This window comes from Pseudomonas sp. FW305-25, assembly GCF_017351415.1.
GTDB lineage: Bacteria > Pseudomonadota > Gammaproteobacteria > Pseudomonadales > Pseudomonadaceae > Aquipseudomonas > Aquipseudomonas chlororaphis.
Genome location: NZ_JACNDE010000041.1, coordinates 14,100 through 30,919, shown reverse-complemented (window position 1 = coordinate 30,919; position 16,820 = coordinate 14,100). Strand labels below are relative to the sequence as shown.

Below are 16,820 nucleotides of genomic sequence, written 5' to 3'. Positions count from 1 at the left end.
TTGAATTATCTGAGAGCCTTCTATTTCACGGCTTCCAGCTCATACAGCGACCGCCCGCACCTTCGCCACGCCCGGAAGGAGAAACCCATGGGACAGCGCACGCCTCTGTATGACCTTCATCTCGCCCTGGGCGCGAAGATGGTCGATTTTGGCGGTTGGGATATGCCTCTGCATTACGGCTCGCAGGTCGAGGAGCACCATCAGGTGCGACGCGATTGCGGGGTTTTCGATGTATCCCACATGACCGTGATCGATGTCGACGGCCCCCAGGCCAAGGCCTGGCTCCAGCACCTGCTGGCCAACGATGTCGAACGCCTGCAAAGCCCCGGCAGGGCCTTGTACAGCGCCATGCTCAACGAGCACGGCGGTATCGTCGACGACATGATCGTCTACCGCACCGAAGCCGGTTACCGGCTGGTGGTCAATGCCGCCACCCGTGACCAGGACATGGCCTGGATGCAGGCGCAGCTGGGCGCTTTCCAGGTGCAACTGCACGAACGCTCCGAGCTGGCGATGCTGGCGATCCAGGGGCCCCACGCCCGCCACAAGATCGCCGAGCTGGTGACCCAGTCGCGCGGCACGCTGATCCAGCAACTCAAGCCCTTCGAAGGCCAGGCCGATGGCGACTGGTTCATCGCGCGCACCGGGTACACCGGTGAGGATGGCCTGGAAATCGTCCTGCCGGCCAACCAGGCCCCGGCGTTCTTCAACGATCTGGTGGGCGCGGGGATCTCGCCGATCGGCCTCGGCGCCCGCGATACCTTGCGCCTGGAGGCCGGCATGAACCTGTACGGCCAGGATATTCACCAGGAGGTTTCACCGCTGGTGGCCAACATGGCCTGGAGCATCGCCTGGGAGCCGGCGTCGCGCAAGTTCATCGGGCGCACCGCGCTGGAGGCCGAGCGCGCGGGTGGGGTGAAGCACAAACTGGTCGGCCTGGTGCTGGAAGAACGCGGCGTGCTGCGTGCCCATCAGGTGGTTCGCATCGCCGATGTTGGCGAAGGAGAGATCACCAGTGGTAGTTTCTCTCCTACGCTTAGCAAATCGATCGCCCTGGCGCGGGTGCCCATGGCTACCGCCGACCGTGCAGAAGTGGAAATCCGTGGCAAGTGGTACCCGGTCCGGGTGGTAAAACCGACCTTCGTGCGTCATGGCAAAACCTTGATCTAACTTATTTCCGGCGGGATCTACCGCTGACATTTCTTCTTGAGGACACAGAACATGAGCGATATCCCTGCTGACCTGCGTTTTGCCGAAAGTCACGAATGGGCCCGTCTGGAAGCCGATGGCACCGTGACCGTGGGCATCAGCGACCACGCTCAGGAAGCCCTGGGCGACGTGGTGTTCGTCGAGCTGACCGAAGTCGGCAATGTCTTCGGCGCTGGCGACCAGGCCGGTGTGGTGGAATCGGTGAAGGCCGCTTCTGACATCTACGCGCCAGTGGCCGGCGAAGTGATCGCGGTCAACGAAGACCTGAGCGGCAGCCCGGAACTGCTCAACAGCGACCCGTACGGCGCCTGGATCTTCAAGCTCAAGCCGGCCAACGCTGCTGATCTTGAGAAGCTGCTCGACGCAGCCGGTTATAAGGCCGCTATCGGCGAATAACCGCTGCCGCAAGCCAAGCTGTTACAAGAGCGCCGTGTTCCCTTATCGGATATGCGGCGTTTTTCGTTTAAGACAATGCGACAACTCAAGTCACTGGCCTAGCGACGGAGCGATCTGGCCAGCAGCACGGCTTTGCTTACCCTGACATGAAGTTCGGCTATTTCTTCTGTTGTCAGGCTCCGTGCCGGTTCGCCGCTGACCCAGGCGCCCTGGTTGTTGTAGGTGACGGTTTTGGTTTCTCCGTCGTTCACGCTGATGGTGTAAGGATTGGACAGAGTGCTGGGGATTAACGAGCCCGCTGTCTGGCCTGGGCCGAACCATAATTGAAACTCGTTCTTGGGTGTCATGGTAGCGACACCTATATTCATGCCGCCTGAACAGTTCACCCAGAGATTGAGTCCGGTAGAGTCCAATAATATTTCGCTGGGGTTGGCCGAAAGTTCGTTGTTTATTGAAACATCTCCTGGCGTGCCACCGTTCTTTGCAGGGCTGAATACACCGTACTTAGTCAGGGTGGTTATCTGGCCGGTGTTGATGGGCAGGTTCTTTCCGCCTGAAGTAAAGTTGACATCTCCCTCTTGCACGGGCGTGTTTGTAAAGTTGACCATGTAAGAGTCATTGGTGATATTGAAGACGTTCTTATATTGATAGGATGGCTGGTTGGGTGCGGCGAAGGGGGGCTTTGCAAACCAGATGACGGTGAAAGTACTGTTTACTTTCTTCGCCAGATAGAGGCTGTAGTTGTTTACCTTTTGGGCAACAAGTTGATCTTCTTCGATATAGACGATGATGGTCTGTTTGCTCATGGCTAATCTCACGTTCATCCCGTGGATGATTTCGGTGCAGAGTCTCGAGTCCTGCTGGCCGGGTTCGACGCCATCAACAAAAAAACCCTGTAGATCGGCGATATACAGGGTTTTCTTGTTTGAGCGGCGTTTGCGAGCGAAAGACTGCCAAGGGTATCGCGTGGTGCTCTGCGTCCTTCGCGCAACCGATGCTCGAGCCCGTCCCGCGGACTATGCCGCGATCCCGGCCCTGGCGTGAAGTGCCTTGATTTCAGCAGCGCTCAGGCGTTTGGCCGGTTCGCCGGTCACCCAGGTTCCACTGTCGGTGTAGGTAATGGTGATGCTGCCGCCATCCTGCAGGGTCACCACATAGGGGTTGGACAGGTTGGTGGCGATCAACGAACCGGTTTCCTGAATGTTGCCGAACCAGACTTGGTATTGGCTTTTTGGTGTCAGCGTCGCAGTACCGATGTTCATGCCGCTCTGGCGATTCACCCAGATGTTATTGCCGTTGGAGTCCAGCAGGATTTGATGTGGATTGCCTTGCAGCAGGTTGTTGATCAGCACGTCCGAGGGTACGCCGCCATTCTTGGCCGGGGTGAACACACCATTGGCATCGAGGGTGGTGATCTGGCCGGTACTGATCGGCAGGTTCTTGCCGCCGGAGGTGAAGGTGACATCGCCACTGCTGACCGGGTCATTGGTGTAGTTGACCATGAACGACGGGGTGGTGACATCGAAAGTGTTTCTATATTGGTAACTAGGGTTGTTGACGGTGGCAATAGGTCCTTTTGATTGCCAGATGACAGTGAAGTCATTGTTTACTTTCTTGGCCAGATAAAGGCTGTAGTTGTTGTTTTTTTGTGCAATCAACTGCTGTTCTTCGATGTATAGAATTATTTGTTGGCTGCTCATTTCTTGAACTCCATTTCGAATAGATTGAAACATGGATTTTGTAACGGTCTTTGCAACTACGTAGTGGCCTTTTGTCTCAACTGCGCAGTCATCAGTAAACATAGCATGCAAAAAATTGAACTATAGAACTATTGGCTATTGTCTTTGGTGCTGTCTGTATTGCGGAAATTCAATGTTTTGAATCGTGCTGGCTTATCATGTGTTTATGTGCGCAGTTAGACAAAGTTCTGTCGGGAGTCTGGTTTTTGGCACAAGGAAGTTGGCCGGTGGCGCTGATATATAGCGATTGGCAACTATCTTTATCGCTGAAATAAAAACGCCCAATGCAGGGCATTGAGCGTCTTGAATAGTGCAAGGGCTGGCCGTTCAGGGGCCGGTATCCGTTTATGCCTCTTGCAAGACCGCCTTCACCGTCGCTACCGAGCGTTCGACATCGCTCTTGCTCATGGCCGTGAACATCGGCAACGAGACGATCAGGCGTCCCACCCGTTCCGCCACCGGGAACATCCCCTCCTTGAAACCGCGCTCGCGGTACAGGCTCAGCAAGTGAATCGGCGGGTAGTGATAGCCGATGCCGATCCCGCGCTCCTGCATCTGCTCCATAAAGGTCGCCCGCGCCGGTTTGCCGTCATGCCGCTCCGGCAGTACCAGCTGGAACAGGTGCCAGTTGCTGTTGTTGAAGTCCGCCGGGGGCAGCTGGGCGCCGTAGCGGGCTTCGAAGTCGCTGCCCAGGCATTCGAAGTAATGCCGGGCCAGTTCGCGGCGGTGAGCGGTGAGGGTTTCGAGGTGGGCGAACTGGCCCAGGCCGATGGCGGCCGCGACGTCGGTCATGTTGAATTTGCCGCCCAGCACGTCCACGTCCAGGCCGTCGAAGCCGTGGCGGGTCACGCCCTGCAGTCGATACTTCTCCGCCAGGCGAGCCTCTTCGGCGGTGTTCAGCAGCAGGGCGCCGCCTTCGCTGCAGGTGACGTTCTTGTTGGCCTGGAAACTGAAAGAGACCAGGTCGCCGCCAGCGCCGATGCGCTCGCCATTCCAGCTTGAGCCCAGTGCCTGGGCGGCGTCTTCCACGACCCGCAGGCCGTGCTTGCGCGCCAGGGCGTAGAGGCGTGCCATATCGACCGGCAGGCCGGCGAGAAACACCGGGATGATGGCCTTGGTCCGGGGCGTGATGGCGGCTTCCACCTGGGCCAGGTCGATGTTGCGGGTGATCGGGTCGATGTCGGCGAACACCGGGGTGGCGCCGACTTCGAGAATCACGTTGGCCGTGGCCACCCAGGAGATCGGCGTGGTGATGACTTCATCGCCAGGGCCGATGCCGGCGATACGCAGGGCGATCTCCATGGTGCAGGTGCCGGAATTGAAGGTGCGCACCGGGCGCCCGCCGCAGTACTGCGAGAGTTGCGCCTCGAAGGCCTGGACCTTGGGCCCGCTGGTGATCCAGCCCGAACGCAGCACTTCGCCGACGCTGGCGATGGTGGCTTCATCGATGGTGGGTTTGGAGAACGGCAGGAAAGGCAGCTGGCTCATGACGATGGGATACCCGATAAACAGTGGTCGAGGCAGGGCGGCGGGCCGCGCCGGAGTCGAGCATCATGCTACCGGTTCGCCCGGGGTGCCACACCGTCGGCGTGCGGGATCGGCTGCTATGCTGCTTTGACCGTGTTCCATCGACGCCGAGCGCCGCCTGAGAGAGAGCCCGTCATGTCCCAGTTGCCGTCCTTGAGCCAGTTACGCGATCCCAATGCCTTTCTGCGGCGTCACCTCGGGCCCGACGCCGCCGAGCAGCAAGCGATGCTCGACAGCCTGGGCCTGGGCAGCCGGGTCGAGCTGATCGAACAGACCGTGCCGCCGGGCATCCGTTTCAACCGTCCGCTGGACCTGCCGCCAGCGCTGGACGAGCAGGCCGCCCTGGCCAAATTGCGCGGTTATGCCGAGCAGAACCAGGTCTGGACCAGCCTGATCGGCATGGGTTATCACGGCACCCTGACCCCCACGGTGATCCTGCGCAACGTGCTGGAAAATCCCGGTTGGTACACCGCCTACACGCCCTACCAACCGGAAATCGCCCAGGGCCGGCTCGAAGCCCTGCTCAATTTCCAGCAACTGACCATCGACCTCACCGGCCTGGAGCTGGCCAACGCCTCACTGCTGGACGAAGCCACGGCCGCCGCCGAAGCCATGGCCCTGGCCAAGCGCGTGGCCAAGTCAAAAAGCAATCTGTTCTTCGTCGACCAGAACTGCCATCCGCAGACCCTCTCGGTGGTGCAGACCCGTGCCGAAGGGTTCGGCTTCGAACTGGTGGTCGACAGCCTGGACAACCTCAAGCGGCACCAGGTGTTCGGCGCCTTGTTGCAATACCCGGACACCCACGGCGAGATTCGCGACCTGCGGCCGCTGATCGATCACCTGCACGCGCAGCAGGCGCTGGCCTGCGTGGCGGCCGATCTGTTGAGCCTGTTGCTGCTGACGCCGCCGGGCGAGCTGGGGGCCGACGTGGTGTTCGGTTCGTCCCAGCGCTTTGGCGTGCCCATGGGCTATGGCGGGCCCCACGCAGCGTTCTTCGCCAGCCGCGAGGAGTACAAGCGGGCGATTCCGGGAAGGATCATCGGCGTGTCCAAGGATGCCCGGGGCAACGTGGCGCTGCGCATGGCCCTGCAGACCCGCGAGCAGCATATCCGCCGCGAGAAGGCCAACTCGAACATCTGCACCGCCCAGGTGCTGCTGGCCAATATCGCCAGTTTCTACGCGGTCTATCACGGCCCGGAAGGCTTGCGGCGCATCGCCCAGCGCGTCCATCGCCTGACCTGCATCCTTGCCGCCGGCCTTGAGCGCAAGGGCATCGAGCGGCTGAACCGGCAGTTCTTCGACACCCTGACGCTGGAGGTCGGCGGTAGCCAGACGGCCATCATCGAGAGCGCCAAGGCCGCGCAGATCAATCTGCGGATCCTCGGACGCGGGCACCTGGGCCTGAGCCTGGATGAAACCTGCGACGAGAGCACCGTCGCCCGGCTGTTCGATGTGTTCCTCGGCGCCGACCACGGGCTGGACGTCGCGCAACTGGATGCTGAAACCCTGGTCCCGGGCATCCCCCAGGACCTGCTGCGCAGCACGTCTTACCTGAGCCATCCGGTGTTCAACAGCCATCACAGCGAAACCGAGATGCTGCGCTATCTCAAGCAGCTGGAGAACAAGGACCTGGCGCTGAACCAGTCGATGATCCCGCTGGGCTCCTGCACCATGAAGCTCAATGCCAGCAGCGAGATGATCCCCATCACCTGGCCCGGCTTCGCCAACCTGCATCCCTTTGTCCCGCCGGAACAGGCCCTCGGCTATTCGCTGATGATCGAGGAGCTGGAGCGCTGGTTATGCGCCATTACCGGCTTCGATGCGATCTGCATGCAGCCCAACTCTGGGGCCCAGGGCGAGTACGCCGGGTTGCTGGCGATCCGCAAATACCACGAGAGCCGCCAGCAGGGAGAGCGCAATATCTGCCTGATTCCCGCCTCGGCCCACGGCACCAATCCGGCCTCGGCGCAGATGGCCGGCATGCTGGTGGTGATCGTCGATTGCGACGCCGCCGGCAACGTCGATCTGCAAGACCTCAAGGACAAGGCGCAGATTGCGGGCGGACACCTGGCGTGTCTGATGGCCACTTATCCTTCGACCCACGGGGTGTACGAAGAGGGCATCAGTGAGATCTGCGAGGTGATCCACAGTCACGGCGGCCAGGTGTATATGGACGGCGCCAACCTCAATGCCCAGGTCGGGCTGACGCGGCCGGCCGATATCGGCGCCGACGTTTCCCACATGAACCTGCACAAGACCTTCTGCATTCCCCACGGCGGCGGTGGCCCGGGCATGGGGCCGATCGGCGTGCGGGCGCACCTGGCGCCGTTCGTGGCCAACCACCCGGTGGTGGCCATCGACGGGCCGCTGCCGCAGAACGGCGCGGTCAGCGCGGCGCCCTGGGGCAGCGCGAGCATCCTGCCGATCAGTTGGATGTACATCGCCCTGATGGGCCCGCAGCTGGCGGATGCCAGCGAGGTGGCGATCCTCTCGGCGAACTACCTGGCCGAACACCTGAGCGGGGCCTTTGCGGTGCTCTACAGCGGGCGCAACGGCCGGGTCGCCCACGAATGCATTCTCGACCTGCGGCCGCTCAAGGCGCAGACCGGCATCAGCGAGGAGGACGTGGCCAAGCGCCTGATGGACTACGGTTTCCACGCGCCGACCATGTCGTTCCCGGTACCGGGCACGCTGATGGTGGAACCCACCGAAAGCGAGTCCAAGGCTGAGCTGGACCGTTTTATCGAGGCCATGCTGAGCATTCGTGCCGAAATCGCCCAGGTCCAGGAAGGCAACTGGCCGGCCGAAGACAACCCGCTCAAGTGCTCGCCCCATACCCTGGCGGACATCGCCGGGGTCTGGGAGCGGCCCTACAGCATCGAGCAGGCAGTGATCCCCAGCCCCCACGCCAGGGCGCACAAGTACTGGCCGACGGTGAACCGGGTCGACAATGTCTACGGCGACCGCAACCTGTTCTGCGCCTGCGTACCGGTGGATGCCTATCGCTGAGCTCGAACGGCGGGCAAAAAAATGCCGCTCTCGTGAGCGGCATTTTTCGTTGCGTCAGCCTGGCTACAGGCTGGCGGTCACTGGGCGACGGCGTTTTTCGCCAGGATCGCGTTGGCCAGCTCCATGTCGGTGGCCTGCAGGCCCGGGTTGTCGGCACGGACTTTCTGCATCGCGGCTTCCAGGTACGGACCGCGGATGTTGCCTTCGCTGGCGACGAAGCTGCTGGCGTCGTCCTGGGCGGCGCCGATCAGCTTGTGATCCTTGGAAGTCAGGTAGGTGGACGCGGTGGTGGCGCCGGTGGAAAGGATGTTACGCCAGAAGCTGTCGGCCATTGCCGAACCTACAGGCAGGGAAAGCAGGGCCAGGGTGGCGACAGCTGTTTTGAGACGCATGGTGGGTGACTCCAACTAGGGGGGAAAACTGAGCCCTTTGATAGGCGTTGGGCCGATTGAGTTCCCTGCTGCTCCAACAAGCTTTCGCCTGTGTGGACGGGGGCTGAGCGGTACTTCGGCGTTGAGTCGGCGCACTGGAACGCAGCAGTCGCATTTGTCACCATGGGCGACTTTCTCGACTGCACGGATGCTTGCCTTGATTTTTGGCGCGATGATGTATGGAACCCTGCTGAACCTGGTGTTGCTGTCCTTTATCGGACTTCCCTTGCTGTTGATTGCCTTGCTCATTCCGGCCTGTCGACACCGGATGCGTCGGCAGCCCCTGCACTTCGGTGTGCTTGCAGGGGTATGCGCAATCATCGTGGTTTGCGTACTGTGGAAAATCCACCGGGACAATCAACTGAATGAGGCGCACCACCCGCAACTTGAGCAGGACGTACAGCTTGATGGCCTGCAATTGCCCGCAGGTGCCAAGCTGAATCTGGGAACGCTTGAACCTCTGGATGCGCAAGGCCAGCCGCAACCTCATGGACTGCGTAGCCTCTATTACGCCGAATTCGCTGCACCACACAGGATCAACGGTGTGGATGTTACAGAGTTGCAGATGTACGGCAGCGGCCCTTTCTCAAAGATGCTGCTGAGCCGTGACCAGGTCGTTGCGGGCTGGCCCTGCGCCGGCGGCACCTGGGTAACGCTGGACATTGCCGACGCGGACCGCTTGCAACCCAGTCGCTGGCGCTTCTCTGACTGCACCCTGGTGACCGGGGCCGATGTGGCCGGGGTGAAGTGGCCGGACTCCAGCGAGGTCAGGCAGTACGACGGCAGGTTCAGCATCGACACCATCGGTCTGGCTTCACCGGCGGTGGTTATCCAGGGGATAGCGCTGTCGAGCCTGAGCCTGGACCTCGACGAGCAGCGGCAACCCGGACGTTGGCGCGGGCAACTGGCGCAAGACCTGGCCCTGGGCGATTGGCACTACCCCCGCGGCATGAGGGTTCGCCAGGACACGCCGGGGACCCTGATGTTCAGCCCGAGCAAGTCGGACTGCGCGCAGAACCTGCGTACGGGGGAAACGCTCGACGCCGGGCGCTCGATACAGCAACGCCGTGATAACGGAGCGGTGCTGTGGATCAAGCCCAATGCCGGTTTGGGTGTCGCCGACTGGTAGCGGGCCGCTGCGGGCTGTCGTCGGCGGTATCTTTTCACGGGTGGCCCGGGCCCTTCTTACAACTGAAAACGCGTCACCGAGGTCTGCAGGGTGGCGACGGAGCGCTCCATGTGTTCGACCGTCGTCGCCAGTTCATGCATGGCCTGGCTGTTGCGTTGCGCAACCTGATTGATCATCTCCACTTGTTGCGCCACTTCGCTGCTGGCCTTGGACTGCTCGCCGATGGTGTGGGAAATCTCCTCGACCATTAGCGCCGAGCGTTGCGCGCCTTCGCGGATTTCGTTGATCGAGGTGCCGGCCTGCTGGGCCATGCTCACCCCGTCGTTCACCCGACTGACCCCGGTTTGCATACTGCGCACCGCCTGGCTGGTGGTTTCGCGGATGCGCTCGATCATGCCGGTGATTTCCCGGGTCGATTGCGCCGTGCGCCCGGCCAGGCTGCGCACTTCGTCGGCGACCACGGCGAACCCGCGCCCGGCCTCGCCGGCGCGGGCTGCCTCGATCGCGGCGTTCAGGGCCAGCAGGTTGGTCTGCTCGGCGATGCTGTTGATCACCTGGATGATCGAGTGGATTTCCTCCGAGGATTGGCCAAGGGCGGTGATGCTTTGCGACGACTGATTGACCGCCTCGGCAATGTGGGCCATGCCATCGACCACCCCAAGGATGACCTGGCCGCCGCTGCCGGCGAGGGATTCCGACTGTGCCGAGATGTCCTGAGCGTTACGCGCATGCTCGGCCACCTGGGCGATATTGCTGATCATCTGCTCCATGGCCGCGGCCATGCTGTTCGCGCCCTGGGCCTGCTCGCTGGCCCCGCTGGCAATGCCCTGGGAGGTCTGGTTCAGGGTGTGGGAGGTGCCTTGCAGGCCTTCGCTTTCGCGGCGAATGGTGGTGATCATGTCCCGCAGGTTGTTCTGCATCTCGCCCAGGGCTTTTTGCAACTGCCCGGCCTCGTCGTCGCTGTCGACGCTGATCGGCAGGCTGAGGTTGCCCTGGGCGATGGCCCGGGCCGTGGCAACCGATTTTTCCAGGGGACGCAGTACCGAGTGTAATAACCGGCGAGTCAGCAGGCAGAGCGCCAATACGGCCAGCAGGCTGCCGCCAACCAGCCACCAGCCGGCCTGGCGCACGGCTTTTTCGCTGGCTTCGCGAGCCTGTGCGGTACTGGTTTCGATCTTGCTGCTCAGGGCCTCGTTGCGGCTTTCCACCTCGCTGAAGCTCTTGGCGAACGCCGGCATTGCCGCGCGGGCGGCGACAGGGTCGCGCAGCGCCTGTTCGGCAATCTGTTGCGCGGCGCCAATGTAGTTTTCCAGCACCGGCTGCAGCTCGCCGATGGCTTGGCGAATGTCCGGCGCCAGGGGCAGCCCGGCATTTTCCGCGAGGGCCTTGCGGAACCATTCGCCATGTTCGCGCAGGTCGCTTCTGATCTGCTCGCCCTCGCTGGCAGTGCCGGGCTGGCTGGCGAAGGCGGCCAGCACATCGGCCCGCAGCGCGTCGTGCATCATGTCGGCTTCCAGGTGATTGCGCAGCGCGCTGGCATTGAGCTGGCTGTCCGCCAGCGCTTGCGCCAGTCGCACCTGGCCCCACCAGCCGATGCTGGAGACGAGTGCGATGGCCAGCACACTGACCGCTCCGGAGACGATCATTTTCTGACGGATGTTCATGCCCGTTCCCTGCTCGCTTGGACGTGTGCCTAAGCGTAGTCCAGAGGCACGGGAAGCCACTGGCGAGGGGCCTTATCGCTGCTCGCTTTGTGGCGTGACCCGCAATATTTCCTCGAGGGTGGTCAGCCCGGCCGCGACTTTCTGCGCCCCGGACAGGCGCAGGCTGCGCATGCCTTCCAAGAAGGCCTGGCGGCGTATGGCGAGCAGGTCGGCGTCGGCGCTGATCAGGGCTTTGAGGCTGTCGCTCAACTGCATGATTTCATACACCCCGGCGCGGCCCCGGTAGCCGGTATCGCGGCATTCCAGGCAGCCGGTGGCGCCGTGGGCATGGCTGGGCAGCGGTGCCTGCCAGGGCCGGGTCAGGCTTTGCCAATTGCCTTCGTCCAGGGTCAGCGGGGTCTTGCAGTGTGGGCACAGGGTGCGCACCAGGCGCTGGGCCATGACTCCCAGCAGCGTGGCCTTGATCAGGTAAGGCGCGACGCCCAGTTCCAGCAGGCGGCTGATGGCGCCGGGAGCGTCGTTGGTGTGCAGGGTCGACAGCACCAGGTGGCCGGTGAGCGCGGCCTGGATCGCCATCTCCGCGGTTTCCAGGTCGCGGATCTCGCCGATCATGATGATGTCCGGGTCCTGGCGCATCAGCGCGCGCACGCCGCTGGCGAAGGTCAGCTCGATGTTGTGCTGGACCTGCATCTGGTTGAATGCCGGCTCGACCATCTCGATCGGGTCCTCGATGGTGCAGAGGTTGACCTCCGGCGTCGCCAGTTTCTTCAGGGTGGTGTACAGGGTGGTGGTCTTGCCCGAACCGGTGGGGCCGGTGACCAGGATGATGCCGTTGGGCTGGCGGGTCATTTCCTGCCAGCGCCGCAGGTCGTCGCTGGAGAACCCCAACTGGTCGAAGTCCTTGAGCAGCACCTCGGGGTCGAAGATGCGCATGACCATTTTTTCGCCGAAGGCGGTGGGCAGGGTCGACAGGCGCAATTCCACTTCGCCGCCTTCCGGGGTCTTGGTCTTGACCCGGCCGTCCTGGGGTTTGCGTTTTTCCGCGACGTTCATCCGGCCCAGGCTTTTCAGGCGGCTGACCACGGCCATGGTGACCTGGGGCGGGAACTGATAGACGTTGTGCAGCACCCCGTCGATGCGAAAGCGCACGGTGCCTTGTTCGCGGCGCGGCTCAATGTGGATATCGCTGGCCCGTTGCTGGAACGCGTACTGGAACAGCCAGTCGACGATGTTGACGATGTGCGCGTCGTTGGCGTCGGGCTCCTGATCGCTGGAGCCGAGGTTGAGCAGTTGTTCGAAGTTGCCCGGGGCGTGGCTTTTCTGGTCGGCGCTGGCGCCGGTGACCGACTTGGCCAGGCGGAAGAACTCCACGGTCAGGCGCTGGATTTCCACCGGGTTGGCCACCACCCGCTTGATCGGCAGTTTCAACACGTGGGTCAGGTCGGCTTCCCAGGCGCTGACGTAAGGCTGGGCGCTGGCCACCGTGATCGCCTCGGCGTCGATCGACACCGCGAGGATCTTGTGGCGCTGGGCGAAGGCGTAGGACATCAGCGGCGTCACGGCGGCGACGTCGATTTTCAGCGGGTCGATGCGCAGGTACGGCTGGCCGGCCTGTTGCGCCAGCCACAGGGTCAGGCTTTCCAGGTCCAGGCGCCTGCCGGGCCGGCTGAGGTCGTCCAGGTGCTGGCTGGCGAGAAACTCCAGTGGATGCAGCTGGCTGTTGGCGGCATTACGACGGGTGGTCAGGGCGTGTTCGGCCGAGTCCTGGCTGATGAAACCCTGGGCGACCAGGTCGCGCAGCAGGTCGTTGAGATCCAGCCAGTGGTCCTGGGTAACGAGAGGAACGGACATGCGGGCTCCTTGTGAACAATCCGGCAGCAGGCGGGTTAGATGCGCCTCTGACCACGCAATGCCAAGAATAGTCCCGGGATGGCGACCGCCAGTCGCCCAAGCGTTGCAGGGTTTTGCCTGGCGCCCTCAGCCGGCGGCCTGCAACGGCTCGCGCTCGGCCAGTTGCAGCTGTACCGAACACACGCTGATCAGGTTGCGCAGTTTTTCCGCGATGACCTGCGCGCGGTGCCAGCTCAGGCCGTCGAGCAGCACTTCCATCAGCAGCGAGCCGTCCTGCTGTTGCACCTGGACCTGCTGCGGCAACAGGGACTGCAGGGCGAAATGATTGAGCACCCGGCACAGCACATCGGCTTCGGCGTCGGTGACCAGTTGGTAATGCACCCGGCAATGGGTGTTGGCGACATTCCACACATCGGCGCGGGAACTGACGGCTTCGAGAGAGGGCATGGGGTTCTCCAGATCAATGGAGAAATTTTTACATTCGGTTGCGGGTATTTCTTATCTAAGATGAACGTATTTTCCGGATTATCGAATTGGATAATTCGTCTTTAAAGATTATTGAGGGTTTTCTATGCATAGCGAGCTGGACGCTTACGACCGCCGCATCCTGGCGCTGCTGCAAGAGGACGCTTCGCTGTCCAGCGCGCAGATCGCCGAGCAGGTGGGGCTGTCCCAGTCACCTTGCTGGCGGCGGATCCAGCGGCTCAAGGAGGAGGGGGTGATCCGTGGCCAGGTGACCTTGCTCGACCGCAAGAAGATCGGCCTCAACACGCAGATCTTCGCCGAGGTCAAACTCAACGCTCACGGCCGTTCCAACTTCACCGAATTCACCGAGGCGATCCGCGGTTTTCCGGAAGTGCTGGAGTGTTATGTGCTGATGGGGGCGGTGGATTTCCTGTTGCGCATCGTCACGGCGGACATCGAGGCGTACGAGCGTTTCTTCTTCGAGAAACTGTCGATGGTGCCGGGGATCCAGGAAGTGAATTCGATCGTGGCGCTGTCGGAAATCAAGTCCACGACCAGCCTGCCGGTCCTGCGTTGATGCCGTTGGCGCTATCGCGAGCAAGCTCGCTCCTACAAAGGGTTACCGCGAACCTGTAGGAGCGAGCTTGCTCGCGATCAGGCCGTTACATGCGCAGCAGGGTTTTCCATGCGCGGTTCTGGAACACCGTGATCGCCTGTTGCTTGCGGGCATCCAGGGTTTCGTCGGTGATCGGCTCGTTGGCCAGCTGCGCCAGCTTGTTCAACTCGCCGTATAGGCGGTCCAGCTCCGGGATTTCCAGCACGCTGCGCGCGTGATGCAACCAGGACTGGATGCGTTCGATGCGCGGCAGTTGCTCGGCCAGGTCTTCCGGTTGCTGCTGGTAGCGTGGCAGTTGCAGGGCGCTGGCTTCGTCGGCCAGCAGGCGCGGCAACCAGCTGCCCAGTTGCGCCGCACCCTGGCGGTTGCCACGGGTATTGCGCTCGGCGGTCCAGCTGCGGGCCAGCAACCAGCGCGAGGTGTTCAGCGAGAACAGGCCCCAGCGCACGTCCTGCAGCTCTTCGATGAACTGCTCGGGCGCGGCCTTGCGCACGTCTTCGTCGTCCAGGCCGGCTTGTACCAGCGGGCGCCAGTCTTCCAGCAGGCCGTCCAGCGACGCGCGCAACTCGGCGGTCGCCTGGCGCGGCGCGGCCTGGCCCAGGCTGCTGACCAGGGCGCGCAGTTCCGCCAGGTTCTCGACCCAGTCCTGCAGCAGGCGCCAGTGACCGTTGAAGCGATATTGCTCGGCCAGGCGCTGGCTGCTGCCCAGCAGGTGCCAGGTCAGCGCCGCGAAGGCGTCGTCCAGCGGCGTTTGCGCGCTCAGCTCCGGAGCGGGCAGGCTCAGGGAGTAGCTGTTGGCGTCGAACAGGCGGTAGCCGCGCTCGGCCTTGCTGATGTCGCAGGGCATCAGCGGCAGGGTGGCGGCCAGCTCGGCGGCCAGCTCCAGCAGGGCGGCCGGTTCGCCTTCGCGCAGTTCCAGTTCCAGCTCGCAGATCTCTTCCTTCTGCTTGCCGGCGATCACGTGGCCCAGGTCCAGGGCGGCTTCGATCACCACCTTGGCCTTGCCGCGGCCCCAGGCGATTTCCGCGCGCTCGCGGACGAAATCGGTGGTGAAGATCGGCTTGAGGGTCTTCTTGTCCAGCTCGGCCAGTTGCTCGGGCCAGCATTCGCCGTCGAGTTTCTTCAGGTCGAGCTTGGCTTTGGCCAGGTGCCAGTCGTACTCGTTGCGTTCCGACAGGCCGGCGACGCTCTGGCCGCGGGTCTTGAGGGTCTGGATCACTTCTTCGCCGTCGCGGCGCAGGCGCAGGGCGACCTTGGCGTGGGCCAGGTCGCGCTCGGGCGTGTCGAAGTACTGGTTCATCAGTTCGCGGTGTTCCCAGCCACTTTTGTTGCGTTTTTTCAGGAGCGGGTGCTCACGCAGGGCGGCGAGGGTTTCGCGGCTGACGCGGAGTTTGATTTCGGTTTCTTTCTGCATGGCCGGAAAATCCAGGATCGGGAGCGCAGCCGGGGGGAATGTGTGGCTGCCAAGGCCGTGCAGTGTACAGGACTCGCCGCGTCGAGGTGCCGTGGCGGTTTATTCCTGTCGCAGGATGGCTCTATGATGGACTTCATCTTGGAACCCGGGAGCCAGCGCATGCCATTGCCGTCCATGAAAGAGCAGTTCGCTGCGCTGATTGCCACACCTTCGGTCAGCTGTACCCAGCCGGCGCTGGATCAGTCCAATCGTGCGGTCATAGACCTGTTGGCGAGCTGGCTTGGCGACCTGGGTTTTGCCTGCGACATCCAGCAGGTCAGCCCCGGCAAGTTCAATCTGCTCGCCAGTTTCGGCAGTGGCCCCGGCGGCCTGGTGCTGGCCGGACACAGCGACACCGTGCCCTACGACGGCGCGCTGTGGCAGACCGACCCGCTGAAGCTCACCGAGGTCGACGGACGCTGGGTCGGTCTGGGCAGCTGCGACATGAAAGGCTTTTTCGCCCTGGTCATCGAGGCGGTTCGGCCGCTGCTGGACCAGCCTTTCAAGCAGCCATTGCTGATCCTCGCCACCTGTGACGAGGAAAGCTCCATGGCCGGCGCCCGGGCCCTGGCCGAAGCCGGCCGGCCACTGGGGCGCGCCGCGGTGATCGGCGAGCCGACCGGGCTGCGGCCGATCCGCATGCACAAAGGCGTGATGATGGAGCGCATCGATATTCTCGGGCGCAGCGGCCATTCCTCCGACCCGAGCCTGGGCCATAGCGCCCTGGAAGCCATGCACGATGCCATCGGCGAACTGCGTGGCCTGCGCCTGGCGTGGCAGCGCGAATTTCGTAACCCGCAGTTCAGCGTGCCGCAGCCGACCCTGAACCTTGGGTGTATCCACGGTGGCGACAACCCGAACCGGATCTGCGGTCAGTGCTCGCTGGAGTTCGACCTGCGGCCGTTGCCGGGCATGGACCCGCAGGCGCTGCGCGCGGCCATCCGACAGAAGCTGGTGCCCGTGGCCGAGCGGCATCAGGTGAAGATCGACTATGCGCCGCTGTTCCCCGAAGCGCCGGCCTTCGAGCAGGCCGAAGACTGCGAACTGGTGCGGGTGGCCGAACGCCTGACCGGCCATCGCGCCGAAGCAGTGGCGTTCGGCACCGAAGCGCCTTATCTTCAGCGCCTTGGCTGCGAGACAGTGGTGCTGGGCCCGGGCGACATCGCCTGTGCTCACCAGCCGGGGGAATACCTCGAAATGTCACGCTTGCAGCCTACCGTGCATCTACTACGTGAACTGATTAACCATTACTGCCTGACGCCGGCCTGATTTCTACTAAATCACCGACGGCCAAGCCCGTACCTCAAGGAGAGCGAGCGTGTCGCCAAGCC

At 62.8% G+C, this 16,820-nt stretch carries 15 protein-coding genes and 1 pseudogene; 6 read left to right on the top strand and 10 right to left on the bottom strand.

Annotation, left to right across the window (positions count from 1 at the left end):
• The first annotated feature begins 87 nt into the window (after nt 1–87).
• A complete protein-coding gene (gcvT, locus tag J4E58_RS27210) occupies nt 88–1,170 on the top strand; it encodes a glycine cleavage system aminomethyltransferase GcvT (RefSeq protein WP_087092502.1) in 1,083 nt (360 codons plus the stop codon).
• 51 nt (nt 1,171–1,221) lie between these two features.
• Nucleotides 1,222–1,605: a glycine cleavage system protein GcvH gene (gcvH, locus tag J4E58_RS27205; RefSeq protein ID WP_009046109.1), complete on the top strand. Its 384-nt coding sequence runs from the start codon at nt 1,222–1,224 to the stop codon at nt 1,603–1,605.
• Nucleotides 1,606–1,703: 98 nt separating this feature from the next.
• Here the strand turns inward: gcvH and J4E58_RS27200 are convergent, their stop codons facing one another.
• The 3 genes from J4E58_RS27200 to J4E58_RS27190 form a co-directional block, all read right to left on the bottom strand.
• The gene (locus J4E58_RS27200; RefSeq protein WP_007928247.1) at nt 1,704–2,411 is read right to left on the bottom strand and encodes a hypothetical protein; all 708 of its coding nucleotides are present in this window, start codon (nt 2,409–2,411) and stop codon (nt 1,704–1,706) included.
• A gap of 210 nt (nt 2,412–2,621) precedes the next feature.
• A complete protein-coding gene (locus J4E58_RS27195) occupies nt 2,622–3,305 on the bottom strand; it encodes a hypothetical protein (RefSeq protein WP_007928255.1) in 684 nt (227 codons plus the stop codon).
• A gap of 384 nt (nt 3,306–3,689) precedes the next feature.
• Complete coding sequence (locus J4E58_RS27190) at nt 3,690–4,832, bottom strand: DegT/DnrJ/EryC1/StrS aminotransferase family protein (protein WP_087092501.1); 1,143 nt, start codon at nt 4,830–4,832, stop codon at nt 3,690–3,692.
• Between the two features lie 174 nt (nt 4,833–5,006).
• Here J4E58_RS27190 and gcvP point away from each other — a divergent pair, with 174 nt between their 5' ends.
• Entirely contained in the window at nt 5,007–7,880 is a 2,874-nt protein-coding gene (gene gcvP, locus J4E58_RS27185; protein ID WP_087092500.1) for an aminomethyl-transferring glycine dehydrogenase, read from the top strand.
• A 77-nt stretch (nt 7,881–7,957) separates the two neighbouring features.
• Here the strand turns inward: gcvP and J4E58_RS27180 are convergent, their stop codons facing one another.
• Together J4E58_RS27180 and J4E58_RS32065 are read right to left on the bottom strand one after the other, a co-directional pair.
• Nucleotides 7,958–8,272 carry a DUF2388 domain-containing protein gene (locus tag J4E58_RS27180; RefSeq protein ID WP_007928261.1) on the bottom strand — a complete coding sequence of 105 codons (315 nt, stop codon included), beginning with the start codon at nt 8,270–8,272 and terminating at the stop codon, nt 7,958–7,960.
• Nucleotides 8,273–8,429: 157 nt separating this feature from the next.
• On the bottom strand, nt 8,430–8,801 hold the full coding sequence (locus tag J4E58_RS32065) for a hypothetical protein (protein ID WP_256584099.1): 372 nt from the start codon (nt 8,799–8,801) through the stop codon (nt 8,430–8,432).
• A gap of 54 nt (nt 8,802–8,855) precedes the next feature.
• On the opposite strand from J4E58_RS32065, the gene J4E58_RS32060 reads away from it, so the two are divergent.
• On the top strand, nt 8,856–9,440 hold the full coding sequence (locus tag J4E58_RS32060) for a hypothetical protein (protein ID WP_256584100.1): 585 nt from the start codon (nt 8,856–8,858) through the stop codon (nt 9,438–9,440).
• 56 nt (nt 9,441–9,496) lie between these two features.
• Here the strand turns inward: J4E58_RS32060 and J4E58_RS32365 are convergent, their stop codons facing one another.
• From J4E58_RS32365 to J4E58_RS27160, 4 genes and pseudogenes are all read right to left on the bottom strand, one after another.
• Complete coding sequence (locus J4E58_RS32365; RefSeq protein WP_370686844.1) at nt 9,497–10,210, bottom strand: methyl-accepting chemotaxis protein; 714 nt, start codon at nt 10,208–10,210, stop codon at nt 9,497–9,499.
• Nucleotides 10,211–10,351: 141 nt separating this feature from the next.
• Nucleotides 10,352–10,678 (bottom strand): annotated as a pseudogene (locus J4E58_RS32360) (HAMP domain-containing protein); the annotation flags it as partial.
• Nucleotides 10,679–11,176: 498 nt separating this feature from the next.
• On the bottom strand, nt 11,177–12,955 hold the full coding sequence (locus J4E58_RS27165; RefSeq protein ID WP_087092497.1) for a GspE/PulE family protein: 1,779 nt from the start codon (nt 12,953–12,955) through the stop codon (nt 11,177–11,179).
• Nucleotides 12,956–13,081: 126 nt separating this feature from the next.
• Entirely contained in the window at nt 13,082–13,402 is a 321-nt protein-coding gene (locus J4E58_RS27160) for a hypothetical protein (RefSeq protein ID WP_009046101.1), read from the bottom strand.
• Between the two features lie 124 nt (nt 13,403–13,526).
• Here J4E58_RS27160 and J4E58_RS27155 point away from each other — a divergent pair, with 124 nt between their 5' ends.
• A complete protein-coding gene (locus J4E58_RS27155) occupies nt 13,527–13,997 on the top strand; it encodes an Lrp/AsnC family transcriptional regulator (protein WP_007928270.1) in 471 nt (156 codons plus the stop codon).
• 85 nt (nt 13,998–14,082) lie between these two features.
• On the opposite strand, the gene J4E58_RS27150 is transcribed toward J4E58_RS27155, so the two are convergent.
• On the bottom strand, nt 14,083–15,450 hold the full coding sequence (locus J4E58_RS27150) for an inorganic triphosphatase (RefSeq protein ID WP_087092496.1): 1,368 nt from the start codon (nt 15,448–15,450) through the stop codon (nt 14,083–14,085).
• Nucleotides 15,451–15,609: 159 nt separating this feature from the next.
• Between J4E58_RS27150 and argE the strand changes: the two genes are divergently transcribed.
• Entirely contained in the window at nt 15,610–16,758 is a 1,149-nt protein-coding gene (gene argE, locus J4E58_RS27145; RefSeq protein ID WP_037035237.1) for an acetylornithine deacetylase, read from the top strand.
• Nucleotides 16,759–16,820 lie beyond the last annotated feature (62 nt).

Excerpts from the sequence above, each read along its gene's own strand:
- argE (WP_037035237.1), top strand. The coding sequence starts at position 15,610 with ATGCCATTGCCGTCCATGAAAGAGCAGTTCGCTGCGCTGATTGCCACA.
- J4E58_RS27160 (WP_009046101.1), bottom strand. The coding sequence starts at position 13,402 with ATGCCCTCTCTCGAAGCCGTCAGTTCCCGCGCCGATGTGTGGAATGTC.
- J4E58_RS27180 (WP_007928261.1), bottom strand. The coding sequence starts at position 8,272 with ATGCGTCTCAAAACAGCTGTCGCCACCCTGGCCCTGCTTTCCCTGCCT.
- J4E58_RS32365 (WP_370686844.1), bottom strand. The coding sequence starts at position 10,210 with ATGGAGCAGATGATCAGCAATATCGCCCAGGTGGCCGAGCATGCGCGT.
- J4E58_RS27200 (WP_007928247.1), bottom strand. The coding sequence starts at position 2,411 with ATGAGCAAACAGACCATCATCGTCTATATCGAAGAAGATCAACTTGTT.
- J4E58_RS27150 (WP_087092496.1), bottom strand. The coding sequence starts at position 15,450 with ATGCAGAAAGAAACCGAAATCAAACTCCGCGTCAGCCGCGAAACCCTC.
- gcvP (WP_087092500.1), top strand. The coding sequence starts at position 5,007 with ATGTCCCAGTTGCCGTCCTTGAGCCAGTTACGCGATCCCAATGCCTTT.
- gcvT (WP_087092502.1), top strand. The coding sequence starts at position 88 with ATGGGACAGCGCACGCCTCTGTATGACCTTCATCTCGCCCTGGGCGCG.
- J4E58_RS27155 (WP_007928270.1), top strand. The coding sequence starts at position 13,527 with ATGCATAGCGAGCTGGACGCTTACGACCGCCGCATCCTGGCGCTGCTG.
- J4E58_RS32065 (WP_256584099.1), bottom strand. The coding sequence starts at position 8,801 with ATGAGGTTGCGGCTGGCCTTGCGCATCCAGAGGTTCAAGCGTTCCCAG.
- J4E58_RS27190 (WP_087092501.1), bottom strand. The coding sequence starts at position 4,832 with ATGAGCCAGCTGCCTTTCCTGCCGTTCTCCAAACCCACCATCGATGAA.
- J4E58_RS27195 (WP_007928255.1), bottom strand. The coding sequence starts at position 3,305 with ATGAGCAGCCAACAAATAATTCTATACATCGAAGAACAGCAGTTGATT.
- J4E58_RS27165 (WP_087092497.1), bottom strand. The coding sequence starts at position 12,955 with ATGTCCGTTCCTCTCGTTACCCAGGACCACTGGCTGGATCTCAACGAC.
- gcvH (WP_009046109.1), top strand. The coding sequence starts at position 1,222 with ATGAGCGATATCCCTGCTGACCTGCGTTTTGCCGAAAGTCACGAATGG.